The following is a 26104-nucleotide window of genomic DNA, read 5'->3' on the forward strand; positions in this document are numbered from 1 at the left end:
TGTCCGAAAAGCCCTGATACTTGGTGATACTGCGTTGAAAACAGCCTCGGAATGCTCATTTACAACCAGTAAACTCCGCTTCCTCGGCTGTTTTCGCCTTGTCCCCCCGGCGTCTCAGTACTTTTCGTACAGAGCCTAGCGCGATTTATCAAAAGGCTTCACGAAGGTGATTTTAGGCTCTTTGTACGGGCCCTCGACGCGGTAATGCACGCTGGCAAAGCGCGACACCCGGTCGCCGATCAGTTGATCGACGATGAACAGCGCGCCACCAATGGCCGGGGCGCCGACGATCAACGCCGCCAGCGGCAGGTTGTTGGTCACCGGCAGGGACACCTGCACGTTGGCCGCCACCCGCTCGCGCACCATGTCCAGAGTGCCGTCGATGTCGATGTTGCTCGACGGGCCGGTCATGCTGATCGGCTCGCGGGTGACATACACGCCCTGGCTGGCCACCAGGTGACCTTTGACCCGGTCATAGGCCAGGCCCTTGGCGAACAGGTCGGAGAAGTCCAGGCGCAGGCGCCGGCCAAGGGAGTTGAAGTTGAGCAAGCCGAAAATCCGCAGTGCCTGGGCGCCGCCCTCGACCTCGACGAAACGACCATTGCGCAGCGAAGCTTGCAGACTGCCAGAGAGGCGGTCCAGGCCGATCCAGGCCGGCGAACCCGGCCAGCGGGCATCGATGTCCATATGGAATTCTCGGCTGGTCACCGACGGCGCGAAGCCCCAGGCCTTGAGCACCTCTGACAGATCGCGCCCGCCGACACGCCCCTTGTACCAGCTGCTGGTACGTCCCGAGTCCCCTTCCCAGGCACCGCTGCCGGTCACCTGCAAGCCCTTCATGTCAAGGTCCAGGCTGTTGACCGACACACCACGCGCGGTGGGCCGCAGTTGCACGCCGACCCGGCCGTAGAAATCGTCGCCGCGGTACAGCTTGTCGATGATCAGATCCAGCGCCGGCGTGCGCCGCGGATCGAAGCTGGCCAGTGGGTCTCGGCCATTGGCGTTCTGCTGCTCGGCGACAGCGTCAGTCTGCGCTGGCGGCAGGCGCAGGGTGCGCAGGCGCACCACCAGCGGCGCGGCCTTGGCATCGGGCAGGCGGGCATCGCCAATGACTTCGCGGCTGTCCAGGCGCAAGTCCCAGGCACTGCCGCTGCGGGCCAGGCGCACCACGGCCTGATTGAGCGTCATGTCGTAGACCTTCAGACGGCCGACACTCAAATCGACGCTCTGCAACACCTGCCGCGCACTGCCGCCAGGATCGTCACCGGCAAAGCGGCTCCCTTGCTGTTGCCATTCCTGCACGTCGAGGTTTTCGACTCGCCCGCGTACGCGCAGGCCGCGACTGGCCGGAGGCGTCGCCTGGCCACTGCCCAGCAGGACTTCGCCGCGGCCCTGGTCGAGCGCGTCGGCCGGTGCCACGTAGGCCAGTTGTGCAAGGTCGCTGTAACGCGCATCGATGCGTCGCTGCGAGCCGTCGAGGTTCATGCTGAAGCGGCTGTCACGCACCGTCGAGGTGGCTTTGCCGAAAGGCACTGGCAAGTCGATCTGCAAGCCCTTGAGGGTCGAATCGACCACCAGGCGGTTGTCGAGGCTGCCCAAATGCAGTTGCAGCCGATAGGGAATCTCGCCGCTGGCCGGTAGCGCGTGCTTGAACTTCAGCCAGTCGGTCAGGGTGCTCAGGGCCATCTGCCCGGTGGCGTCGATGCGCGTCTGCATCTGCCCGCCCTGCCCCTCGGCGCTGATCTGCGCCCTGACCGGCCGGCCAAAGGCGTTGAAGGTCACATCTCCCGCGCTCAGGCCCTTGGCCAGATCGAAGCGGAACTCGCCGCCCAGGCGACTCAACTGCAATTCAGGCGAGGCGATTTTCAGGGTCGCATCACGGGTCGAGAAGTCCACCAGTACTTTGGGCTGGTCGCCCTTGGCCAGGGGAATGTCCAGCTTGAGCTTGCCCTTGAGCGGCCCGCTGCCTTCCCAACCCGCGAATATCTCCTCGGTGCCGATCGGCGCCTGCTGAAGAATCTTCAGGCCATCGGCCAGCTTGCCGTCCACCGCCCCCTGCAGCAGCAGATGGCTGTGCTGATCTTCTTCGACATGCGGGATATCGACCTTGACCTGGCTGACCTTGGTGTCGAGCAGCAGCCCCCGCTCGGCGGCGATACGCACTCCCGCATCATCGATATAGACCTTGCCATCCACCTCACGCACCTGGGGCCAGCCTGGCTGGAAGTCCAGCGCGGCGTCGCGTACATCGAAGAACAGGCTGATGCTGCGCGAGTGCGGTGGGGCGTCGTGGTGCAGCGAGCCTTGGTACTGGAAGTAACCCTCGTTGACGCTGCCTTTGACGATGGCGGTGCGTAGCCATTCGTCGACAGCCGGGCTCAAGACTTCGGGCAGGTATTTGGCGGTGTAGCGGCCGTCGCCGTCGGTCAGACCGACGCGCAGGTCCATGTAGTCTTCATGGCCTTTCTCGAGAAAGATGCGGATCAGGAAATCGCCGGCGATGTTGCCCTCCTCGCCGCGTACTTTCAGGTAGGGCGCGACCAGGGTGAAGGCCTGTTTGTCGAGGGTCCAGGTCAGCCGTGCATTGGCCTTCTGGTAGTGCCAGGGTTTCTCGAAGATCGGGTACAGGTGCAGCATGAAGGCATCGGTGTCCAGGCGCAGCTCACCATGGCCCAGGTCACCGCTGATGCTGCCGCTGACGTTATCCGCTGCCGGCGCGCCGTGGTAGGCGGCGAACCCGATGCGTTCGAGGTTGGCCGCGAACTGCACCCGCTGGTCGCCCTCGGCCTTGGGCCGCACGTCGAGCCGCACGTTGCGCAGCCCCCCTTTGACCTTGAGCGAGTCGACCACGGTCATCAGTTGCTGCGACAGCGGCGCCAGGGACTGGATCACCGGGGTCAGCGGCGTCAGGTCGAGCCGATCGGCCTGCACCTGCCAGCGCTCCTTCTCGGGCGTATCGCCAGTGAGTTGCTGAGCCTTGAGCCGCGTCTGCCACGGCGATTCGCCCAGCTTCGCCGAGAGCGAATCGACCAGCAGTTCAAGCCCCTCGGGCTTGCGCTGCAGCCAGGCCGACAGCGCCAGCTGGTCGACATCGATGGGCTTGCGCTTGGCATAGGCGCCGCGCAGATGCGGGGCCTGCACACGTGCTACCGCGCTTTGCAGTTGCCGTTGCTGCCAGTCGAGCCAGAACTCGCCCCCGGCCTGCAAGGCTTGCGCCTTCCACTCGCCCAACAGGCGCGGCGGCAGCCATTGCGCCCAGTCGCTTTGCGGCACACTCAGGTAAGCCTGCACGGCACCCTCGCGCCAAGCGTCGGCGCGCGCCTGGCTGTGCAACACTGCAGCCAGCGGCTGGCCATCGGGCAAGGTGGCCTTCACCTCCAGACGTTGCCGAGTGCTGCCCGCGCGCAGGCCGACATCGACGTAGGTGAGGGTCAGCGGTTCGCGCTGCCAGGGGTGCACGGTGAGTTGGCTGTCGAAGACATCGACCCGCCCCAGTTGACGCAACTGGCGCAAGACCCGCGCCGGATCGAAGGGTTGGTCGTCCTGCTTGGGCAGCCCTTCGATGGCCCATTGGCCCTCGGCGTTTTCCCGGGCGATCAGTTGCACACCACTGAGCTGGACCCGCGCCAGGCGTGGCTGCCAGGCTTTCAGGCTGCCAAGCAGGTCGGGCACTACCTTGACTTCATCCAGACGCAGCGCGTTGGCGCCCTCGCCAATCTGCAGGTCACGCAGGCTGAGCACCGGCACCAGCCGACTCCAGCGACCTTGCAAGGCGCCGATGTGCACTGGCTGACCGACCGCGTCGGCAAGCTTGGCTTCGACCTCGGCGCGATACTCGCCCACCAGCGGCACGAGCGCACGGCCCAGGCTGACGTAAAGCGCCAGCAGTACGATCAGCAGTGCACAGATGCCCAGTCCCCAACGGGTCAAGGCACCGGGAACGCGACTCAGACGCCCCATGGCCATGGCCCTCCCAGTGGTGCCTCGATAATCGTCTCCGGCAGGGTGCGCGCCTGCCGGCCTGCGGCGTCAGCGCCGCTCAGAGCAGCACCACGTCGTACTGCTCCTGCGAATACATGGACTCGACCTGGAAGCGGATGGTTCGACCGATGAAGGTTTCCAGCTCGGCGACGTTGCCCGACTCTTCGTCGAGCAGGCGATCGACCACTTTCTGATTGGCCAGCACCCGATACCCCTCGGCCTGGTAGGCACGGGCGACGCGCAGGATTTCCCGGAAGATTTCATAGCAGGTGGTTTCCGGGGTCTTGATCCGCCCGCGGCCCTGACAGGCGCTGCACGGCTCGCAGAGCACCTGCTCGAGGCTTTCCCGGGTGCGCTTGCGGGTCATCTGCACCAGGCCCAGCTCGGTGATGCCGATGATGTTGGTCTTGGCATGGTCGCGTTCGAGCTGCTTTTCCAGGGTGCGCAGTACCTGGCGCTGATGCTCTTCGTCTTCCATGTCGATGAAGTCGATAATGATGATGCCACCTAGGTTGCGCAGACGCAGTTGCCGGGCGATGGAGGTGGCGGCCTCGAGGTTGGTCTTGAAGATGGTTTCCTCAAGGTTGCGATGGCCGACGAAAGCGCCGGTGTTGACGTCGATGGTGGTCATCGCCTCGGCAGGGTCGACCACCAGGTAGCCACCGGACTTGAGCGGGACCTTGCGCTCCAGGGCGCGCTGGATTTCATCTTCGACCCCATACAAGTCGAAGATGGGCCGCTCGCCGGGATAATGCTCCAGGCGGCTGGCGATTTCCGGCATCAGCTCGCTGACGAACTGCATGGTTTTCTGGAATGTTTCCCGCGAGTCGATGCGAATTTTCTCGATCTTGCCGTGGACCAAATCGCGCAAGGTGCGCAATGCCAGGCCGAGGTCTTCGTAGATCACCGTGGGCGCGCCGCAGGTCTTCATCTGGCTGCCGATCTGCTCCCACAGGCGCCGCAGGTAGCGGATGTCCTGCAGGATGTCCTCGGCACGGGCGCCTTCAGCCGCCGTGCGCAGGATGAAGCCGCCGGCATCCTTCATTTCTTCCTTGGCCATGCAGTCGCTGACCACCTGCTTGAGGCGATCACGCTCGGCTTCGTCTTCGATCTTCAGGGATATGCCGACATGACTGCTGCGTGGCATGTACACCAGGTAGCGCGAGGGAATCGACAGTTGCGTGGTCAGCCGCGCGCCCTTGGTGCCGATCGGGTCTTTGGTCACCTGCACGACCAGGCCCTGGCCTTCATGCACCAGCGCACTGATGGTCTCGACTGCCGAGCCTTCGCGCTGGGAGATTTCCGAGGCATGGATGAACGCTGCGCGCTCCAGACCGATGTCGACGAACGCAGCCTGCATACCCGGCAGCACACGCACGACCTTGCCCTTGTAGATGTTGCCGACGATGCCACGGCGCAACGTGCGCTCGACGTGGACCTCTTGCAGTACCCCGTTTTCGACCACTGCCACGCGTGATTCCATCGGCGTGATGTTAATCAGAATCTCTTCGCTCATGGCAGCTTCTCGTCAAAGTATGGGGTTAATGATGGATGGCGAACTGCCGCCTTGCTAGTACGACTTCACCTCATCAACCACTGATACCTCGCTCCAGCAGTCGATGCCAAAGCGCGCCAGCAGCTCGACGGTTTCCAGCAAAGGCAGACCGACCACGGCCGAATAGCTGCCCACCAGACCACTGACGAACACCGCACCCAAGCCCTGGATGGCATAGCCCGCCGCCTTGTCGGCAGGTTCGCCGCTACGCCAGTAGCGCTGTATTTCGGCCAGGCTGATGACGCGGAAGGTGACCTCACTACTCACGCACAGGCTGATACTGCGCGTCGCATCGCTGACCGCGACGGCAGTGAGCACCTGGTGGCTACGTCCGCTCAAGGCGAGCAGCATGGCCTGGGCATGCTCGGCGCTTTGCGGCTTGCCAAGAATGTGTCCGTCGAGCACCACGGCGGTATCGGCACCCAGCACCACTGCCTCGGCAGGTGCTAGGGCGCGCCCGGCGGCGGCCTTGGCCCGCGCCAGGCGCTCGACATAGGCGCTCGCGGCTTCATTGGCCAGTGGGGTTTCGTCGATGGGGGCACTGATGGGGGTGAAGGCGATGCCCACCTGGGTCAGCAGTTCACGGCGGCGTGGCGAGCCTGAGGCCAGGTACAGCGAGGGCATGGGACGTATCCTTGTCGATGGGGGCAACCGTTAGTTGATACGCAGACGCCGACGCACATCGCGCAAGGCAAAGCTCAGCCAGGGCCAGAGCACCGCACTGACCACCGCCGACCACACCAGTGCCAGGGTCGGCAGACGGTTGCCGGTCAGCGCGCTGAGCCACAACTGCACCAGCTGGGCGATGCCGAAGATGACCAGAATGACCAGGCTTTGCTGCCACATGGGGAAGTTGCGCATGCGCTGCTGCAGGGTCAGCACGAGGAAGGTGATCAGCGTCAGCACCAACGCGTTCTGCCCGAGCAGGGTGCCGTACAGCACGTCTTCGGCCAGTCCCAGCACGAAGCCGGTGGTCATGCCTACGCGGTTTGGCACGGCCAGGGCCCAGAAGGCCACCAGCATGGCCAGCCACATCGGGCGGAACACCTCCATGAACTGCGGCATGGGCGACACGCTGAGCAAGAGGCCCAGGGCGAAGGTCAGCCAGATCACCCAGCCATGGTTGCTACGGGTACTGGGCATCATGGCCTCCGCGGTTGTTCCGGCGTCGCTGCCGGTTGCGCCGGGGTCGCCGAAGGCTGCGCCGGGGCCGACGACGATGGCGCGGCGTTGGTGGGTGCCGAGGGCGTGCCTTGATCGTTCGCTGGTGCCGCCGGGGTCGTCGCGTTGGCAGGCGCTGCGGGCGCTGCGCTGGTGCCCTTGCGGTCGGCCTCTTCCTGGGCCATGGCCGCCTCGGTGGCGCGTTGTTCGGGGGTGCGGCTGTCGGTGAACACCAGCAGCATGTAGCGGCTGCGGTTGAGGGCGGCGGTGGGGATGGCGCGGACGATGGCGAAAGGTTGCCCGCTGTCGTGAATCACCTGGTTGACCGTTGCCACCGGGTAGCCTGCGGGGAAGCGTTCGCCCATGCCCGAGCTGACCAGCAGGTCGCCTTCCTTGACGTCGGCGGTGTCGGCCACATGGCGCAACTCCAGGCGCTCGGGGTTACCCGTGCCGCTGGCGATGGCGCGCAGGCCGTTGCGGTTGATCTGCACCGGAATGCTGTGGGTGGAGTCGGTCAGCAGCAACACCCGCGAGGTGTAGGGCATCAGCTCGACCACCTGGCCCATCAGGCCGCGGGCATCGAGCACCGGCTGGCCGAGGAACACACCGTCACGCTCGCCCTTGTTGATGAGGATGCGATGGGTGAACGGATTGGGATCGACGCCGATCAGTTCGGCGACTTCGACCTTCTCGTTGACCAGTGCCGAGGAGTTGAGCAGTTCGCGCAGGCGCACGTTCTGCTCGGTGAGGGCGGCCAACTTTTGCAGCCGGCCCTGCAACAGCAGCGCCTCGGTCTTGAGTTTCTCGTTCTCGGCGATCAGCTCGGTACGGCTGCCGAACTGCCCCGCCACACCCTGCCAGAGCCGCTGCGGCAGGTCGGTGATCCAGTACGACTCCATCAACACCAGGCCCATCTGGCTGCGCACCGGCTTGAGCACGGCGAAGCGCGCATCGACCACCATCAAGGCGACCGAGAGCACGACCAGAACCAACAGGTGGATGCCCAGCGAGGGGCCTTTGGAGAAAAGCGGTTTAATGGGCCGTTCCTCGTGGACGACTCAGGAGGTCATTGGACATGGGACAACGCACCAGCCTGGTTGCGGGTTGACGGAAGCGGCGCAGATCGGCGCCAGCCGACGCATACAGGTAGCACTGCCCGTGCTACCTGTAAACCGGAGGGAAACGTTCCGGGTAGACAGCGACGGTGTCGGTCACTCGCTCGAGAGCAGGTCCATGGCGTGCTTGTCCATCATCTCCAGAGCGCGGCCACCGCCGCGAGCGACGCAGGTCAGCGGGTCTTCGGCGACGATCACCGGCAGCCCGGTTTCCTGGGCCAGCAGTTTGTCCAGGTCACGCAGCAGTGCACCACCACCGGTCAGCACCAGGCCGCGCTCGGCGATGTCGGAGGCTAGCTCCGGCGGCGATTGCTCCAGCGCGCTCTTGACCGCCTGAACGATGGTCGCCAGCGATTCCTGCAGCGCTTCGAGCACTTCGTTGGAATTGAGGGTGAAAGCGCGCGGTACACCTTCGGCCAGGTTACGGCCGCGGACATCGACTTCACGGGTTTCGCCACCCGGGTAGGCGGTGCCGATTTCCTGCTTGATGCGTTCGGCGGTGGATTCGCCGATCAGGCTGCCGTAGTTGCGGCGCACGTAGGTGACGATGGCTTCGTCGAAACGGTCGCCACCGACCCGTACGGATTCGGCGTAGACCACGCCATTGAGGGAAATCAGGGCAATTTCGGTGGTGCCGCCGCCGATGTCGACGACCATCGAGCCACGCGCCTCCTCGACCGGCAGGCCGGCACCGATGGCTGCGGCCATGGGTTCTTCGATGAGGAACACCTCACGGGCACCGGCGCCGAGGGCCGACTCGCGGATGGCACGGCGCTCGACCTGGGTCGACTTGCAGGGTACGCAGATCAGCACGCGTGGGCTGGGCTGCAGGAAACTGTTCTCATGCACCTTGTTGATGAAGTACTGCAGCATCTTTTCACAAACGCTGAAATCGGCGATCACGCCATCCTTCATCGGACGAATGGCGGCGATGTTGCCAGGGGTACGACCCAACATGCGCTTGGCATCGGTACCGACAGCGACGACGCTTTTCTGGTTGCCGTGGGTCCGGATGGCAACAACCGAGGGCTCATTCAGTACGATACCGCGCTCACGCACGTAGATTAGAGTGTTGGCCGTCCCCAGGTCGATCGACAGATCGCTGGAAAACATGCCACGCAGTTTCTTGAACATGGGAAAGTGACCCTGGGGAAAGCGTGGGTAAAAAAGTGCGGCAAACTCTAACAATGGCGGGGATTTTGGGCAAGGAGCCAATATGTTAAATTGGCAGTTTTTCCGAGCACGCCAGCAGAAGATCGCGGCCCTTTGACCGTCAAAGCCGCAGCATGTTCCTCATGGCACAATTGTTCCTTTTTGTTTCATAGTCCTGGAGAACCCCATGGCGCTTCAACGTTGCGACGTGGAAAAGATCGCTCATCTGGCCCGCCTGGGCCTGAATGAAGCCGAGCTGCCCCACATCACCGATGCCCTGAACAGCATTCTCGGCCTCGTCGACCAGATGCAAGCGGTCGACACCGACGGTATCGAGCCACTCGCCCACCCCCTGGAAGCCAGCCAGCGCCTGCGCGCCGACCAGGTCACCGAACGCAACCAGCGCGACGCCTACCAGGCCATCGCCCCTGCGACCGAAAACGGTCTGTATCTGGTTCCGAAAGTCATCGAGTAAGGGATAGAGCCTGCCATGCATCAATTGACCCTGGCCGAGATCGCTCGCGGACTCGCCGACAAGTCGTTTTCCGCCGAAGAACTGACCACCACCCTGCTGGCGCGGATCAAGTCCCTCGACCCGCAGCTCAACAGCTTCATCACCGTTACCGAAGACCTTGCGATGCAGCAGGCGCGGGCCGCCGACGCACGCCGCGCAGCCGGCGAGAGCGGCGCCCTGCTCGGCGCGCCGATCGCCCACAAGGACCTGTTCTGCACACAGGGCGTGCGCACCAGCTGCGCGTCGAAGATGCTCGACAACTTCACCGCGCCCTACGACGCCACCGTGGTCGCCAAGCTGGCCGCAGCCGGCATGGTCACCCTCGGCAAGACCAACATGGACGAGTTCGCCATGGGCTCGGCCAACGAGTCGAGCCACTACGGCGCGGTGAAGAACCCGTGGAATCTCGAGCACGTCCCTGGCGGCTCGTCGGGTGGCTCGGCGGCGGCTGTCGCTGCACGCCTGACCCCGGTTGCCACCGGCACCGACACCGGTGGCTCGATTCGCCAGCCGGCCGCGCTGACCAGCCTCACCGGGCTCAAGCCGACCTATGGCCGGGTCTCGCGCTGGGGCATGATCGCCTACGCCTCGAGCCTCGATCAGGGCGGCCCGATGGCCCGCAGCGCCGAAGACTGCGCCTTGCTACTGCAAGGTATGGCCGGCTTCGATGCCAACGACTCCACCTCCATCGACGAACCGGTGCCTGACTACAGCGCCAGCCTCGAGGCGTCGCTGCAGGGTCTGCGCATCGGCATTCCCAAGGAATACTTCGGCGCCGGCCTCGACCCGCGCATCGCCGAACAGGTCCAGGCCAGCATCCAGGAACTGCAAAAGCTCGGCGCGGTGATCAAGGAAATCAGCCTGCCGAACATGCAGCATGCCATCGCCGCGTACTACGTGATCGCCCCGGCCGAGGCCTCCTCGAACCTGTCGCGCTTCGACGGCGTGCGCTTCGGCTACCGCTGCGACAACCCCAAGGACCTCACCGACCTGTACAAGCGTTCGCGTGGCGAAGGCTTCGGCGTCGAGGTGCAGCGGCGCATCATGGTCGGCGCCTATGCGCTGTCGGCCGGCTACTACGATGCCTACTACCTCAAGGCGCAGAAGATCCGTCGGCTGATCAAGAACGACTTCATGGCGGCCTTCGAAGACGTCGACCTGATTCTCGGCCCGACCACGCCGAACCTGGCCTGGAAGCTCGGCGCCAAGGGCAACGACCCGGTCGCCGCCTACCTGGAAGACGTCTACACCATCACCGCCAACCTGGCGGGCCTGCCGGGCCTGTCGATGCCGGCCGGGTTCGTCGATGGCCTGCCGGTGGGCGTGCAACTGCTGGCGCCGTACTTCCAGGAAGCGCGCCTGCTCAACGTCGCCCACCGCTACCAGCAAGTGACCGACTGGCACACCCGTGCCCCCAACGGCTTCTGAGGAATTCACACATGCAATGGGAAGTTGTGATCGGGCTGGAGATTCATACCCAGCTCGCCACCCAGTCGAAGATTTTCTCCGGCAGCGCCACCACCTTCGGCTCCGAGCCGAACACCCAGGCCAGCCTGGTCGACCTGGGCATGCCCGGCGTGCTGCCGGTGCTCAACCAGGAAGCGGTACGCATGGCCTGCATGTTCGGCCTGGCGATCGACGCCGAGATCGGGCCGCGCAACGTCTTCGCGCGCAAGAACTACTTCTACCCCGACCTGCCCAAGGGCTACCAGATCAGCCAGATGGACCTGCCGATCGTCGGCAAGGGTCACCTGGACATCGCCCTGGAAGACGGCACCCTCAAGCGCATCGGCGTGACCCGCGCGCACCTTGAAGAAGACGCCGGCAAAAGCCTGCACGAAGACTTCAACGGCGCCACCGGCATCGACCTCAACCGCGCCGGCACGCCGCTGCTGGAGATTGTCTCGGAACCGGATATGCGCAGCGCCAAGGAGGCCGTGGCCTACGTCAAGGCCATCCATGCCCTGGTGCGCTACCTGGGCATCTGCGACGGCAACATGGCCGAAGGCTCTCTGCGCTGCGACTGCAACGTGTCGATCCGGCCCAAGGGCCAGAGCGAATTCGGCACCCGCTGCGAGATCAAGAACGTCAACTCGTTCCGCTTCATCGAACGCGCCATCAACAGCGAAATTCAGCGCCAGATCGAACTGATCGAAGATGGCGGCAAGGTCATCCAGGAAACCCGCCTGTACGACCCGAACAAGGACGAAACCCGCTCGATGCGCAGCAAGGAGGAAGCCAACGACTACCGTTACTTCCCCGATCCCGACCTGCTGCCAGTGGTCATCGAACCGGCACTGCTCGACAGCATCCGCGCCGCCCTGCCGGAATTGCCGACGCAGAAGGTCGAGCGCTTCCAGCAGCAGTACGGCCTGTCGGCCTACGACGCCAACGTGCTGGCCGCCAGCCGCGAACAGGCCGATTACTTCGAGCAGGTGGTGAAGATCGGCGGCGATGCCAAACTGGCCGCCAACTGGGTGATGGTCGAGCTGGGCAGTCTGCTCAACAAGCTGGGCGTGGAGATCGATCAGGCACCGGTCAGCGCCGAGCAGCTCGGCGGCATGCTGCTGCGCATCCGTGACAACACCATCAGCGGCAAGATCGCCAAGACCGTGTTCGAAGCCATGGCCGCCGGCGAAGGCGACGCCGATGCGATCATCGACTGCAAGGGCCTCAAGCAGGTCACCGACAGCGGCGCCATCGAGTCGATGCTCGACGAAATGCTGGCGGCCAATGCCGAGCAGGTCGAGCAGTACCGCGCCGCCGATGAGGCCAAGCGCGGCAAGATGTTCGGCTTCTTCGTCGGCCAGGCGATGAAAGCCTCCAAGGGCAAGGCGAACCCGGCACAGGTGAACCAGTTGCTCAAGGCCAAACTCGAAGGCTGAGTTTCGGCTTCGCCCGAGCGGCGGCTCGCCGCTTGGGCAACTCACTTTCCGCCAAGGAGCCCGCATGCAGTTCAAACGCTCCCTGGGCACCTTCGCCCTGTTTTCCCTGCTCACTGGCTGCGCCAGTGACGCCATCGATCCCCGCGGCTACGACCAGACCGGCAATGCCTCTTGGTACGGCGCACGCCATCACGGCAAGCGCACCGCCAGTGGCGAGCCCTTCAACCAGAACGCCCTGACCGCCGCACACCGCAGCCTGGCTTTCGGCAGCCGCGTGCGCGTCACCAACCTGGCCAACCAGCGCAGTGTGGTGGTGCGCATCAATGACCGCGGCCCGCACAGTCGCGGGCGGCTGATCGATCTGTCGCGCGCCGCGGCCGGAAAAATCGGCATGCTGCGTAGCGGAACCGCACGGGTGCGGGTACAAGGACTGAGCCAATGACCGTTCAGGAGTCCTGATCATTTTCGATCTCGCCACTTTGCCCACCTTCAGCCTGCTGCAACTGAGCAGCGGGCTGATCCTGCTGGTGATCGGTGCCGAGCTGCTGGTACGCGCCGCCTTGCGCCTGGCCACTCGACTGCACGTAAGGCCACTGATCATCGGTTTGAGCCTGGTGGCCTTCGGCAGTACCGCGCCACAACTGACCGTCAGCCTGCAAGCGGCCTACCAGGGCGCGCCCGATGTGGCCGTGGGTAGCGTGATCGGCAGCAACATCTTCAACCTGCTGGTGGTGCTGGGGCTCACCGCGCTGATCATCCCGCTGCGGGTGTCGCGGCAACTGGTACGCCTCGATTTACCCCTGATGATCGGCGCCAGCGCGCTGGTCTACCTGCTGGCGAGCAACGCAGAGCTTGGCCGCATCGAAGGTGCGCTGCTACTGCTCGGCCTGCTGGGGTATCTGCTGATGCTGTGGCACCAGTCACGGCACTACGCCCGCACCTATCAAGCCCCCCTCATTCACCACGTGGGGCGTGCACGGTTCTGGTCCGGCACGCTGTTGCAGGTGGCGCTGGGTTTCGTGCTGCTGAGCCTGGCCGGGCATCTGCTGCTGGAAGCTGCGGTGGAAGTGGCGACCGACCTGGGTTTGTCGGAGCGGGTCATCGGCCTGACCGTGGTTGCAGTGTGCACCTCGTTGCCCGAACTGGCCGCCGCGGTGGTCGCCGCGTTACGCGGCGAACGGGAGATCGCCGTCGGCACGGTGATCGGCAGCAACCTGTTCAATCTGCTGGCGGTGCTGGGCCTGACGGCCCTGGTGACGCCGCAGCCGCTGTCGATCTCCCCCAACGCCCTGGCCTTCGACCTGCCGGTGATGCTCGGCGTCGCGGCATTGAGCCTGCCGCTGTTCTATTCCGGTTATCGCATCACCCGCGCGGAAGGACTGGTGTTGCTGGGCCTGTACCTGGTGTACGGCCTGCACATAGTGGCCTTCACCACCGGCATGCCGCTGGCCGGGCAGCTCGAGCGGCTGATGCTGTTCTATGTGCTGCCGGCGCTGGCCGGCATTCTGCTGTACACCACCGTGCGTGCCTGGCGGCGCCAGCAATGAGGCTCAGGCCTTGGCCTGACGCAGCTTCTTCAGCTTGAAGGCCACACCCAGCACCGCGATCCAGGCCGGAATCAACGCCACCGAGATGCGAATCGGCGGGGTTAGGTACATCACCACCACGATCAGCACGATGAACGCCAGGCACAGGTAGTTGGTGAACGGGTGACCCCAACTGCGGTAGAACGGCGTCTGCCCCTGGGCCAGCTTGGCCTTGCGGAACTTCAGGTGGGTGATGCTGATGCTCGCCCAGTTGATCACCAGCGCCGAGACCGCCAAGGCCATCAGCAGGCCGAAGGCCTCGCCTGGCATCAGGTAGTTGATCACCACGCACAGCCCAGTGGCCACGGCCGACACCCCCAGCGCTGCCAACGGCACGCCACGGCGATTGAGCTTGAGCAACTGGCGCGGCGCATCGCCCTGGCTGGCCAGGCCGAACAGCATGCGGCTGTTGGCGTAGACACAGCTGTTGTAGACCGACAGCGCCGCCGTCAGCACCACCACATTGAGCACCGTGGCCACCACGTCGCTGTCCAGTTCATGGAAGATCATCACGAACGGACTACCGCCCTGCACCACCTTTTGCCACGGGTACAGCGCCAGCAGCACGGCCAGCGCGCCGATGTAGAAGATCAGGATGCGGTAGACCACCTGATTGGTGGCCTTGGGAATGCTTAGCCGTGGGTTGTCGGCCTCGGCAGCGGTGATCCCAACCAGTTCCAGCCCGCCGAAGGAAAACATGATCACCGCCAGCGCCATGACCAGGCCGGTGATGCCATTGGGGAAGAAGCCGCCGTGTTGCCACAGGTTGGCGATGCTCGCATCCGGCCCGCCGTTACCGGTGCCGAGCAGCCAGGCGCCGAAGCCGATCATGCTGACGATGGCCGCCACCTTGATCAGCGAGAACCAGAACTCCATCTCGCCATACACCTTCACTTGGGTCAGGTTGATGGCGTTGATCACCACGAAGAAGATCGCCGCCGTGGCCCAGGTGGGGAAGTCCGGCCACCAGTACTTGATGTAGATCCCCACCGCGGTCAGCTCGGCCATGCCCACCAGGACATACACCACCCAGTAGTTCCAGCCCGAGACGAAGCCTGCGAACTCGCTCCAGTAGTTGTGCGCGAAGTGGCTGAAGCTGCCGGCAACCGGCTCCTCGACCACCATCTCGCCGAGCTGGCGCATGATGAAGAACGCCATCAGACCGGCGATCGCGTAGCCGAGCAGCACCGAGGGGCCGGCCAGCTGGATGGTCTGGGCGATGCCGAGGAACAGCCCCGTGCCAATGGCTCCACCCAGGGCGATCAACTGGATGTGACGGTTTTTCAGACCGCGTTTGAGCGGTTCTGGCGAGTGCTGCGTGTCCATGCGGTGTCCTATGGCTCAGAAAACGGTGGCGAAGTCGGCAGTGAGCATCTAGATCCATCCGCCCCACTGCAAGACGAAAATGCCGATATTGGTGGTGATGGCGGCCATCAGCGTGGTGATGACGATGATCGAGGCCGCCAACTGGTGGTTGCCCTGGGCTGCACGGGCCATGACATAGCTGGCCGCTGCGGTGGGGCTGCCGAAATACAGGAACAGAATGCCCAGCTCGGCGCCGCGGAACCCGCACAGCCAGGCCCCCAGGGTGCCCAGCAGCGGTAGCCAGAGCATTTTCAACAAGCTGACCTCCAAGGCCACCTTGCCGCTGTCGCGCAGCGCCGGCAGCGACAGCGTGCCGCCGATGCAGATCAGCGCCAGCGGCAGGCTCATCTGCGCCAGGTAGTCGCCGGAGGTCAGCAGCCAGTTGGGCAACGCTACCTCGCCGTAGGCCAGCGCGGTGGCCAGCAGCACACTGAGGATCAGCGGATTGCTCAGCACGCTCTTGGCGATGCTCAATGGGTCGGACTTGAGCTCGCGGCTATACACCGCCAGCACCACCGCCGAGAGCGTGTTGTAGAGCAGGATCACCAGGCCGGCGAGCAACGCGCCGAGGGAAATGCCGTGGTCGCCATACAGGCTCGCCGCCAGCGCCAGGCCGATGATGCCGTTGTTACCGCGAAAGCTGCCCTGGGTATAGATGCCACGATCGGCATACGCACAGCGACGGATCGCCAGCCACCACGACAGACCGAAACCGATCAGCGTGGCCACGGTGAAGTAAACGATCAGGCCTGGCTGCACAGCGCTGGACAGGTCGGCATGGTAGATGCCGAGGAACAGCAGCGCCGGCATGCACACGTTGAACACCAGGTTCGAGGCCACCCGATTGAAGGCATCGTCGATCAACCCGATACGCTTGAGCAGTACGCCGAGAAACAGCATGGCGAACACAGGTGCCGTGATGTTCAGGGTCTGGATCAGCAGCTCGAGCATGGGGCGGGACGTCCCGGTGTGGCGGAATGAGGGCGCTAATCATACGCCAGCGGCCAGCAATTGCGGTTTCCCACAGGCAATAAAAAGGCAGTTCCCGCCTAGGAACTGCCTGATAGGCCAGGGCAAAGCTTAGCGCCGCACCGGGCGCTTCTGCAACTTGCGCTGCAGGGTCCGCCGGTGCATGCCCAGCGCCCGCGCGGTGGCGGAAATATTGCCCTCGTGCTCGGTCAGCACGCGTTGGATGTGTTCCCACTGCAAGCGGTCGACCGACATCGGGTTTTCCGGCACCAGGGTGTCGAGGTTGGCATGCTCGGACAGCAGTGCCGCCAGCACGTCGTCGGCGTCGGCCGGTTTGCACAGGTAGTTGCAGGCACCGCGCTTGATCGCCTCGACCGCGGTGGCGATGCTCGAATAGCCGGTCAGCACTACCACGCGCATTTCCGCATCGAGCTCCAGCAGCTTGGGCAACAGCACCAGGCCCGAATCGCCTTCCATCTTCAGGTCGAGGGTGGCGTAGTCGGGCAGGTCGCGCTTGGCCAGCTCGTAGCCTTCTTCCGCGGAGGCTGCGGTGCTGACGCGAAAGCCGCGGCGGCTCATGGCCCGGGCCATGACTCGGGTAAAGGTGGCGTCGTCATCTACCAGCAGCAGGTGGGGCAGCTCTTCGCCGTCAACCTGGATTTCATCGCTCATCATTGCTCTCCTCGCGTGCCGTAGGGCAGGCGCAGTTCGGTCAGGGTGCCGCCCTGGTCATGACTATAGAGTTTCACCGAGCCGCCGGCACGCGTCACGCTGGCCTTGCTCAGGAACAGGCCAAGGCCGAAGCCTTTGCCCTTGGTGGTTATGAAGGGTTTGCCAATGGCCTCGGCGATGGCCGGCGGCACGCCCGGACCATGGTCGCGGATGCTGATCAGGATGTCCTGCTCGTTCCAGTCGAGGTAGACCTGCAGGTCGTCCGGACAGGCATCGGCGGCATTGTTCAACAGGTTGAGCAAGGCCTGGGTGAGGTCGGGCGGCGGCGCCAGCCTTGGCACTTCACCATCGCGCAAACGCTGGAAGCGGTAGCTGGTTTCCGGGCGCATCAGGTGCCAGCGGTTGAGCGCCTCGTCGAGCCAGGCGGTGACGTCCTGCTCGACGATGTCCATGCGCCGGTTGGCCTCGGCAGCGCGCACCAGCTGCTGCAGGCTGTGTTTGCACGACTGCACCTGGTCCTGCAGCACGGCGAGGTCTTCCTGCAGTTGCGGGTCGCGGTGGTCCTGGCGCATTTCATTGAGCAGCACGCTCATGGTCGCCAGTGGCGTACCCAGCTCGTGGGCAGCCCCGGCGGCCTGGGTGGCGACGGCCAGCAGTTGCTCGTCGCGCAGGCTGTCTTCGCGGCGCTCTGCACGCATCTGCTCGGCACGGCGCAGTTCCTCGGCCATGCGCGCAGCGAAGAAGGTGATCACCGCAGCGGCCAGGGCGATGCTCAGCCACATGCCGTAGACCTGCATCTTGTCCCGCGCCATGGGCAGGTCTTCGAGGGGGTAGAACTGCACCAGCAGCAGGCTGTAGGCCGCCAGGGCGATGCCCGAGAGCACCAGTGAATACAGCCACGGCAAAGTCACCGCAGCGATCGCCAGCGGCACCAGGTAATAGGAAACGAACGGGTTGGTCGAACCGCCCGAGTAATACAGCAGCGCACTGTGGATCAACAGGTCGCAGGCCAGCTGTAACGCGTATTCGAGTTCGGTGACCGGCAGCGACAGGCGCAGACGCAAGGCGGTGAAAGCGCACAGCAATGACGACAGCGCCAGGGTCAGGGCCAGCGACAGCCAGGGTAATGGCAGCAGTTCGGTCCAGTAGGCGACGCCCACTGACCCGGCCTGGGCGGCCAGCACCAGCACCCGAATGACGGTCAGGCGCCAGAGGTTCTGACGGGTAGCGGACAACGGATGTACGGCGGCGAGCATGAGCTCTCCTGAGGGCAACGGCGGGGAAAAACACGCGGAGTATACCGAAATGGCGCTGCGCCCTGAAGCGATGCGGCAAAGCGCCACACTTTGATACAGCTACATGATGGCACTTTTGAACCCGATTTGCTGTCGTCGGTCTGATTGGCCAGGTGCGCAGCCCATCGCGCCCAACCGAACGCTGTCAACACCAAGGAGCCACACATGCACATGCCCCGTCGCAGCACCGCTGTGATTATCACCTGCGGCCTGCTGGCCAGCCTGCCCGCGCTGGCCGCGGACGAACCGCGCTACAACCAGGTATCGCTGCGCGCCGAAGTGAGCAAGGAAGTCGCCCGCGACCTGATGGTCGTGACGTTGTACAGCGAAGCGCAGAACACCGACCCCGGCAAACTCGCCAAGCAGATCACCGAGACCATGAACAAGGCCGTGCAACAGGCCCGTGAGGTCAAGGACGTGAAGATCAGCCAGGGCAGCCGCAACAGCTACCCGGTCTATGACAGCAAGGGGCAGAAGATCAGCGGCTGGCGCGAACGCGCTGAACTGCGCCTGGAAAGCGCCGACTTCCCGGCCCTGTCCAAGCTCACCGGCGAGCTGCTGCAAGACCTGAAGATGGGCGGCATGGACTTCTCCATCGCCCCGGCCACGCGCAAGACCAGCGAAGACGAACTGCTCAAGGAAGCGGTCAACGCCTTCAAGGCCCGTGCCCAGCTGGCCACCGAGGCGCTCGGTGGGTCGGGCTACAAGGTGGTCAACCTCAACCTCAACAGCAGCGGCTACCCGCGCCCCTACCTGCGCAGCGCACCCATGGCGATGAAAGCCATGAGCGACGAAGCGGCGCCAGCACCTGACATTGAGGCCGGCACCAGCGAAGTGACGCTCAATGCAGACGGTCTGATCGAAGTGCAGATGCCCTGACTTTTGCTGCTCGACCCAGGCTGCGCAAAGCGGCCTGGGTCATTCATCGGTAAAGATTCCTACCTACGTGTTAACCCTTGCCTACAGGCATTTAAGCCCCTTCTCACGCCCCGAAAAACCTTGAAAAAGTTGCTATTTTCGGCAAATTAGCTGGATTAAAGCCTTAAAACCTCAAGAACTTATATCGATGCGACATCGATGTACGTTCGTTCCACTTTTTCACCCTTATTCGCTTTTTCGACATTGCAAAGCCCACCACCCTGGACAAGTATCCGGTGCGGCTCACGAGGCCATCTCCTCCGAAAAATGACAAGAATGAGGCCACCATGCTCAAACATGCAGTCATCCCGCTCGCGCTCGCCACAGGCTTTCTGATCGCCAGCCCGAGCGCCGTCGCAGCCTCCAACCTGGTGTTCTGTTCCGAGGGCAGCCCGGCCGGTTTCGACCCGGGCCAGTACACCACCGGGACCGATTTCGATGCCTCGGCCGAACCGCTGTTCAACCGCCTGACCCAGTTCGAACGCGGTGGCACCCAGGTGATACCGGGCCTGGCCAGCCGCTGGGAGGTGTCCAACGACGGCAAGACCTACACGTTTCACTTGCGTGAAGGGGTGAAGTTCCACCGCACCGACTACTTCACCCCCAGCCGCGAATTTCAGGCCGATGACGTGTTGTTCACGTTCAACCGCATGCTCGACGCCCAGCACCCGTTCCGCGAGGCATACCCCAGCGAGTTCCCCTACTTCACCGACATGGGCATGGACAAGAACATCGCCCGTGTGGAGAAGCTCGACGAGCACACCGTGCGCTTCACCCTCAACCAGATCGACGCCGCCTTCATCCAGAACCTGGCAATGAGCTTTGCCTCGATTCATTCGGCCGAATACGCCGAGCAATTGCTCAAGCAGGGCGCTGCGGCAGACATCAACCAGAAGCCGATCGGCACCGGCCCGTTCGTCTTCAGCCGCTATCAGAAGGACGCAGTGATTCGCTTCAAGGGCAATCAGGACTATTGGAAGCCCGATGACGTCAAGCTCGACAGCCTGATCTTCACCATCACCACCGACCCCTCGGTGCGCATCCAGAAGCTGCGCAAGAACGAATGCCAGATAACCCTGTTCCCCCGCCCAGCCGACCTCCAGGCGCTGAAGCAAGACCCCAACCTGCAGATGCCCGAACAGGCCGGCTACAACCTTGGCTACATCGCCTACAACGTGATGGACACCCTCAAAGGCAGCGATCAGCCCAACCCCATGGCCCAGCTCAAGGTGCGTCAGGCACTGGACATGTCGGTGAACAAGCAGCAGATCATCGACTCGGTGTACCAGGGTGCCGGGCAACTGGCGGTCAATGCCATGCCGCCGACCCAGTGGTCGTACGACACCAGCATCAAGGACGTGCCCTTCGACCCGATCAAGGCCAAGGCGCTGCTCAAGGAGGCCGGTATCAAGGAAGGCACCCACATCAGCCTGTGGGCCATGCCGGTGCAGCGCCCGTACAACCCCAACGCCCGGCTCATGGCGCAGATGCTCCAGGCCGACTGGGCCAAGATCGGCATCAAGGCCGATATCGTCAGCTATGAGTGGGGCGAGTACATCAAGCGCTCCAAGGGTGGCGAGAACGGCGCCATGCTGATCGGCTGGAGTGGCGACAACGGTGACCCGGACAACTGGCTCGGCACCCTGTTCGGCTGCGACTCGCTGGCCGGCAACAACTTCTCCAAGTGGTGCTACAAGCCCTACGACGACCTCATCAAGCAGGCCAAGGCCACCTCCGACCAGGCCCAGCGCAGTGCGCTCTACCAGCAGGCCCAGCGCATCCTCAAGGAACAGGTGCCGATGACGCCCATCGCCCACTCAACGGTGTACCAGCCCATGAGGAAATCGGTGCAGGGCTTCAAGATCAGCCCGTTCGGCCTCAACTCGTTCTACGGCGTCAGCGTCAACGAGTAGCCGCAGGCACAGGGTTTGGGAAGCGTTACGCCCGGCCTCGGAGATTTCCTCTCTTATCCGCGTGCAGTGCATGCGACCGTCAGCCAGCCGTTTTCGCTCGACGAAGCGTGGTCTGCTGCCAGCGCATGCCCATGCGTACAACGGACTCATCGACTTGGGCAAGGAGTTGTCATGCGTTTGATTCTGCTATGCGCCTTACTGGGCGCAGGCCTGCTCAGCCACAGCGCCGCAGCGCTGGCCAACAGCCTGGTGTTCTGCTCCGAGGGCAGCCCCGCAGGCTTCGACACGGCACAATTCACCAGCGCCACCGACAACGACGCCAGCGCGCCGCTGTACAACCGCCTGGTGGAGTTCGAACGCGGCGGCACCGCCGTGCAACCGGCCCTGGCTACCCACTGGGAGGTGTCGGACGATGGCCTGCGCTACACCTTCCACCTGCGTGAAGGCGTCAGGTTCCACAGTAACGCCACCTTCACCCCGACCCGTGACTTCAACGCCGACGATGTGCTGTTCAGCGTGCGCCGTATGCTCGACAAGCAGCACCCGTTCCGTCTGGCCTACCCGACCGAGTTCCCCTACTTCGTCAGCATGGGCCTGGACCGCAACATCCTTGCCGTCGACTCCACCGACCCACTGACCGTCACCTTCACCCTGGCCCAGGTCGATGCAGCGTTCATCCAGAACCTGGCGATGAGCTTTGCCTCGATCCTCTCGGCCGAATATGCCGAGCAGCTGCTGAGCGAGGGCAGCCCCGCCGACATCAACCTCAAACCGATCGGCACCGGGCCGTTCGTGTTCCAGCGCTACCAGAAGGACGCGCAGATTCGCTACCGCGGCAACCGCGAGTACTGGGCACCCGAGCAGGTCCGACTCGACACTCTGGTGTTCTCGATCAACGTCGATCCCTCGGTGCGGGTGCAGAAGCTGCGCCGCAACGAGTGTCAGGTCACCCTCAACCCGCGCCCCGCCGACCTGCCGCAGCTCAAGACCGAACCGGCGCTGCAGGTGCTGCAGCAAGCCGGCTTCAACCTGGGCTACATCGCCTACAACACCCAGCGCGCGCCGTTCGACCAGCTCAAGGTGCGCCAGGCGCTGGACATGGCGGTGAACAAGGCGGCGATCCTGCAGGCGGTGTATGGCGAGGCTGGGCAACTGGCGGTCAACGCCATGCCGCCGACCCAATGGTCGTACGATGCCACCATCAAGGATGCGCCGTTCGATCCGGCCAAGGCCAAGGCCCTGCTTACCGAAGCTGGAGTCGAGCCGGGGCATGAAATCACCCTGTGGGCGATGCCGGTGCAGCGCCCTTACAACCCCAACGCCAAACTCATGGCACAGATGCTCCAGGCCGACTGGCAGGCCATCGGCTTCAACGTGCGGATCGTCAGCTATGAATGGGGCGAGTACCTCAAACGCCTGAAGAATGGCGAGCACGATATCGCCCTGGTCGGCTGGACCGGCGACAACGGCGACCCGGACAACTGGCTCGGCACGCTGTACAGCTGCGCCGCCATTGGCAGCAACAACTACGCCCGCTGGTGCGACGGCGAATACGACCAATGGGTCGAGCAGGCCCGGCGGATCACCGACCCGGCCCAACGCACAGCGTTGTACCAGCGTGCGCAGCAGCGCCTGAAACAGCAGGTGCCGATCACTCCAGTGGCGCATTCCACCGTCAATCAGCCGATTCGCCGCACGGTGCTCGATTTCCAGGTCAGCCCGTTCGGCCGCAACACCTTCTCCGGCGTCAGTACCGAATAACCCTTCACCCAACTCCGGGAGTGGCCGCGCCACTCCCGTGGCGACGTGCACCCGGAATTTGCCTACAGGACCCACTGAACTCGTTTCGCAACACCCTGCCGCACCTACCCCGCCCTGCCAGGCGGGTCATAACGAGAAAGGAGCATTCACCTTGAAAACAGCCAACACTGCACTGGCCCTGGCCTTGTGCACGTTCATTCCCCTCGCCCATGCCGAGCCGATCAGCCAGGAGCCGCTCTCGGTACAACTGGCCAGCGGTTCAGCGCAAGCCGAGGCACCAGGCTTCATCGCCGGTCAAAGCGTGTCGGGGAGCACGCGCAACTGGTATGGCCGCGAGCATTCGACACGCGGACCACTGTGGCGCTACTACAAGGCCGACGGCACTCGGCACGACAGCCACAGCCGTGAGAACTGGGTACAGGGCACCCTGCTCAACTACAGCTCGGGCTTCACCCAGGGTACGGTGGGCTTTGCCCTGGAAGCGGCCGGCTACCACGCCCTGGCCTTGCAGCAAGGCCGCTCGCGGGTGGCCGGGCCGAACAACCGCACCCTGACCCACAGCGACGGCGACGTGATCGCCCAGTGGAGCAAGCTGGGCCTGGCCAACCTCAAGGCGCGCGTATCCAACACCACCCTCACCGCCGGGCGCCACAGCGTCGACACGCCGGTGATCGCCTACATCGGCAACCGCGCGCTGCCCTCGAGCTTCCAGGGCGTGAGCGTCAACAGCGCCGAATTCGACAACCTGACCTTCGACGCCGGCACCTTCGATCGCGTGTCGCCGCGGACCGAGCAGAGCCTGAGCAAGTTTCGCAGTGAATACGGCGCCGCCGGAGTCGAGACCGATCGGGTCAACATGTTCGGCCTCAATTACCAACCGCTGAAAAGCCTGACCACCAGCCTGTATGCCGCCAACGTCGAAGACTTCTGGAACCAGTACTACTTTGGCGCCAGCCACAGCCTGGGCGACAGCGATGTGCTCAGCCTGGCCACTGGCCTGAACTACTACAAGACCGTCGACAGCGGCCGGCAGAAGCTCGGTGAGATCGACAACGATGCCTACAGCCTGTCGCTGGGCCTGACCCATCAGGCGCACACGTTCTCGGTGGCCTGGCAGCAGATCAACGGCAACGAGTACTTCGACTACCTGCACGAGACCAACGGCATTTTCCTCGCCAACTCACTGATGTCGGACTTCAACGGGCCCAATGAAAAGTCGCTGCAGTTCTCCTACGTGCTGAACATGGCACCCTTCGGCGTGCCGGGGCTCAAGTTCAATATCTACAAGGCCCGCGGCTGGGGCATCGATGGCACCCATTACCGCGGCAATGGCTACGACGTGCGTGGGATGCAGGGGGAAAACCACTATGAATACGGCTTCGGCACCACCTACGCAGTACAGAGCGGGCCGTTGAAAAACACCGCGATTCGCGCCACCTACAGCGCCCACCGCGCCAGTGCCGGTCAGGCCGATGGCAGCCTGGACGAGTTCCGCGTGGTCACCACGCTGCCGTTCAGCCTGCTCTGAGGTTGGGTGCCACGGCCTGCATGGCGGGCCGTGGCAGCTATTCTGCATCTCGTCACCCCTGGAGTCCCTATGAAGACGCTTGCCCGCAACGCCCTACTGATGACCCTGCTGCTGGGCCTGGCCGATCAGGCGCTGGCCAAGCCGCTGGTGGTCTGCACCGAAGCCAGCCCGGAAGGTTTCGACACCGTCCAGTACACCACCGCCGTCACCGGCGACGCGGCGGCCGAAACCCTGTTCAACCGCCTGGTGGAATTCGTCCCTGGCACCACCGAGTTGCAACCGGCCCTGGCCGAGCGCTGGTCGGTCAGTGACGACGGCCTGGTGTACACCTTTCACCTGCGCCGAGGCGTGCAGTTTCATCGAACCGCCTGGTTCAGCCCCAGCCGTGAACTCAATGCCGACGACGTGCTATGGAGCTTCCAGCGTCAGCTCGACCCAAGCCACCCCTGGCACAGCAAGGCCAGCGTCGGCTTCCCATACTTCGAAAGCATGGGCTTCGGACAACTGATCCGCTCGGTGGAGAAAACCGACGACTACACCGTGGTGTTCACTCTGAGCCGCCGCGAAGCGCCGTTCCTGCATGACTTGGCGATGGGCTTCACCTCCATCTATTCGGCCGAATATGGTGACCAGCTCCTGGCCGCCGGCAAGACCGCCGAGCTCAACAGCAAGCCGATCGGCACCGGGCCGTTCGTGTTCCAGCGCTACAGCAAGGATGCCCAGGTGCGCTACGCCGCCAACCCCACCTACTTCCGCGGCAAGCCACCGGCCGAGGCGCTGATCTTCGTCATCACCCCAGACAACAACGTGCGCCTGCAAAAGCTGCGTGCCAACGAATGCCAGATAGCGCTATACCCCAAACCCGAAGACGTGTCGGCCATCGAAGCCGACCCGCGCCTGAAAGTGGCGGGTATCGAAGCGATGGTCACCAGCTATGTGTCGCTCAACACCCAACGCCCGTGGCTTAACGATGTGCGTGTGCGCCAGGCGATCAACATGGCCGTCGACCGCCAGGCGCTGGTCGAGCAACTGTTCGGCAAGGGCAATGCGCTGCCGGCGGTCAACCCCTACCCGCCGACGCTGATGGGCTACAACGCGAGCCTGCACAGCCTGCCACGCGACCTGAACAAAGCCCGCGCGCTGCTCAAGGAAGCCGGCGTGCCCGACGGCACCACGCTGACCCTGTTCACCCGCAACGGCGGCGGCCCAAGCAACCCCAATCCACGCCTGGCGGCGGAAATGCTTCAGGCCGACCTGGCGCAGATCGGCTTGCGCGTCGACATCCGCGTGATGGAATGGGCGGAAATGCTGCGCCGGGCCAAGCGTGGCGAGCACGACATGGTCGCTGCAGGATGGGCGGGCGATAACGGTGATCCGGACAACTTCCTCGCCCCGCTGCTGGGCTGCGAAGCGGCGAAAAATGGCGAAAACTATTCACGCTGGTGCGACCCGCAATTCCAGGCGTTGATCGACCAGGCACGGGGAATCATCGAACCCGCGCAGCGCGCGAAACTCTATGAGCAAGCGCTGGCGGTGTACGATGCCGCCCAGCCCTGGATCAACATCGCACACCCCAAGGTGTTCACCGCCCTGCGCGACAACGTCGAGGGCTATGTGATCAGCCCAACGACCAAGAACAACTTCGCCACGACCCAGGTGAAGTAAGACAGCACAACGACCGCCGGCCCCTATCCGGACCACCGGCGGCACTTGCCGTGACTGGCTGATCGCCGC

At 64.0% G+C, this 26104-nt stretch carries 20 protein-coding genes; 10 read left to right on the forward strand and 10 right to left on the reverse strand.

Annotated elements, in window-relative coordinates; all coding sequences use genetic code 11:
• Positions 1-135: 135 nt before the first annotated feature.
• From LK03_RS01680 to mreB, 6 genes are all read right to left on the reverse strand, one after another.
• On the reverse strand, positions 136-3966 hold the full coding sequence (locus LK03_RS01680) for a YhdP family protein (protein ID WP_038410809.1): 3831 nt from the start codon (positions 3964-3966) through the stop codon (positions 136-138).
• 73 nt (positions 3967-4039) lie between these two features.
• Positions 4040-5497: a ribonuclease G gene (rng, locus tag LK03_RS01685; protein WP_038410810.1), complete on the reverse strand. Its 1458-nt coding sequence runs from the start codon at positions 5495-5497 to the stop codon at positions 4040-4042.
• Between the two features lie 54 nt (positions 5498-5551).
• Complete coding sequence (locus LK03_RS01690; RefSeq protein ID WP_038410811.1) at positions 5552-6160, reverse strand: Maf family protein; 609 nt, start codon at positions 6158-6160, stop codon at positions 5552-5554.
• Between the two features lie 30 nt (positions 6161-6190).
• On the reverse strand, positions 6191-6679 hold the full coding sequence (mreD, locus tag LK03_RS01695; RefSeq protein WP_028696026.1) for a rod shape-determining protein MreD: 489 nt from the start codon (positions 6677-6679) through the stop codon (positions 6191-6193).
• On the reverse strand, positions 6679-7698 hold the full coding sequence (mreC, locus tag LK03_RS01700; protein ID WP_430962065.1) for a rod shape-determining protein MreC: 1020 nt from the start codon (positions 7696-7698) through the stop codon (positions 6679-6681). The genes mreD and mreC overlap by 1 nt, the downstream gene beginning before the upstream one ends.
• Before the next feature lie 210 nt (positions 7699-7908).
• Entirely contained in the window at positions 7909-8946 is a 1038-nt protein-coding gene (gene mreB, locus LK03_RS01705; protein WP_038410812.1) for a rod shape-determining protein MreB, read from the reverse strand.
• A gap of 205 nt (positions 8947-9151) precedes the next feature.
• Here mreB and gatC point away from each other — a divergent pair, with 205 nt between their 5' ends.
• The 5 genes from gatC (at position 9152) to LK03_RS01730 (ending at position 13910) form a co-directional block, all read left to right on the forward strand.
• Complete coding sequence (gatC, locus tag LK03_RS01710; protein WP_038410813.1) at positions 9152-9439, forward strand: Asp-tRNA(Asn)/Glu-tRNA(Gln) amidotransferase subunit GatC; 288 nt, start codon at positions 9152-9154, stop codon at positions 9437-9439.
• Positions 9440-9454: 15 nt separating this feature from the next.
• On the forward strand, positions 9455-10906 hold the full coding sequence (gene gatA / locus LK03_RS01715; protein ID WP_038410814.1) for an Asp-tRNA(Asn)/Glu-tRNA(Gln) amidotransferase subunit GatA: 1452 nt from the start codon (positions 9455-9457) through the stop codon (positions 10904-10906).
• 11 nt (positions 10907-10917) lie between these two features.
• Positions 10918-12363 carry an Asp-tRNA(Asn)/Glu-tRNA(Gln) amidotransferase subunit GatB gene (gene gatB, locus LK03_RS01720; RefSeq protein WP_038410815.1) on the forward strand — a complete coding sequence of 482 codons (1446 nt, stop codon included), beginning with the start codon at positions 10918-10920 and terminating at the stop codon, positions 12361-12363.
• Positions 12364-12427: 64 nt separating this feature from the next.
• Positions 12428-12805: a septal ring lytic transglycosylase RlpA family protein gene (locus LK03_RS01725; protein ID WP_038410816.1), complete on the forward strand. Its 378-nt coding sequence runs from the start codon at positions 12428-12430 to the stop codon at positions 12803-12805.
• A gap of 79 nt (positions 12806-12884) precedes the next feature.
• Positions 12885-13910, forward strand: a complete 1026-nt coding sequence (locus LK03_RS01730; RefSeq protein WP_430962066.1) for a calcium/sodium antiporter — start codon at positions 12885-12887, stop codon at positions 13908-13910.
• A 3-nt stretch (positions 13911-13913) separates the two neighbouring features.
• Here the strand turns inward: LK03_RS01730 and LK03_RS01735 are convergent, their stop codons facing one another.
• The 4 genes from LK03_RS01735 to LK03_RS01750 all read right to left on the reverse strand — a co-directional run bounded on the left by LK03_RS01735 (position 13914) and on the right by LK03_RS01750 (position 18211).
• Positions 13914-15275, reverse strand: a complete 1362-nt coding sequence (locus tag LK03_RS01735; protein WP_038410817.1) for an amino acid permease — start codon at positions 15273-15275, stop codon at positions 13914-13916.
• A 48-nt stretch (positions 15276-15323) separates the two neighbouring features.
• On the reverse strand, positions 15324-16265 hold the full coding sequence (locus LK03_RS01740) for an AEC family transporter (RefSeq protein WP_038410818.1): 942 nt from the start codon (positions 16263-16265) through the stop codon (positions 15324-15326).
• A 129-nt stretch (positions 16266-16394) separates the two neighbouring features.
• Positions 16395-16955: a response regulator transcription factor gene (locus LK03_RS01745; protein WP_038410819.1), complete on the reverse strand. Its 561-nt coding sequence runs from the start codon at positions 16953-16955 to the stop codon at positions 16395-16397.
• Positions 16955-18211 carry an ATP-binding protein gene (locus tag LK03_RS01750; protein WP_038410820.1) on the reverse strand — a complete coding sequence of 419 codons (1257 nt, stop codon included), beginning with the start codon at positions 18209-18211 and terminating at the stop codon, positions 16955-16957. The genes LK03_RS01745 and LK03_RS01750 overlap by 1 nt, the downstream gene beginning before the upstream one ends.
• Before the next feature lie 204 nt (positions 18212-18415).
• On the opposite strand from LK03_RS01750, the gene LK03_RS01755 reads away from it, so the two are divergent.
• The 5 genes from LK03_RS01755 (at position 18416) to LK03_RS01775 (ending at position 26035) form a co-directional block, all read left to right on the forward strand.
• A complete protein-coding gene (locus tag LK03_RS01755; RefSeq protein ID WP_038410821.1) occupies positions 18416-19129 on the forward strand; it encodes an SIMPL domain-containing protein in 714 nt (237 codons plus the stop codon).
• A 326-nt stretch (positions 19130-19455) separates the two neighbouring features.
• Positions 19456-21081 carry an ABC transporter substrate-binding protein gene (locus LK03_RS01760; protein WP_038410822.1) on the forward strand — a complete coding sequence of 542 codons (1626 nt, stop codon included), beginning with the start codon at positions 19456-19458 and terminating at the stop codon, positions 21079-21081.
• Between the two features lie 171 nt (positions 21082-21252).
• Positions 21253-22842: an ABC transporter substrate-binding protein gene (locus tag LK03_RS01765; RefSeq protein WP_038410823.1), complete on the forward strand. Its 1590-nt coding sequence runs from the start codon at positions 21253-21255 to the stop codon at positions 22840-22842.
• 151 nt (positions 22843-22993) lie between these two features.
• Positions 22994-24370 carry an OprD family porin gene (locus tag LK03_RS01770; protein ID WP_038410824.1) on the forward strand — a complete coding sequence of 459 codons (1377 nt, stop codon included), beginning with the start codon at positions 22994-22996 and terminating at the stop codon, positions 24368-24370.
• Between the two features lie 69 nt (positions 24371-24439).
• On the forward strand, positions 24440-26035 hold the full coding sequence (locus LK03_RS01775; protein WP_038410825.1) for an ABC transporter substrate-binding protein: 1596 nt from the start codon (positions 24440-24442) through the stop codon (positions 26033-26035).
• The last annotated feature ends 69 nt before the right edge of the window (positions 26036-26104 follow it).

Source organism: Pseudomonas cremoricolorata, from assembly GCF_000759535.1.
GTDB lineage: Bacteria > Pseudomonadota > Gammaproteobacteria > Pseudomonadales > Pseudomonadaceae > Aquipseudomonas > Aquipseudomonas cremoricolorata_A.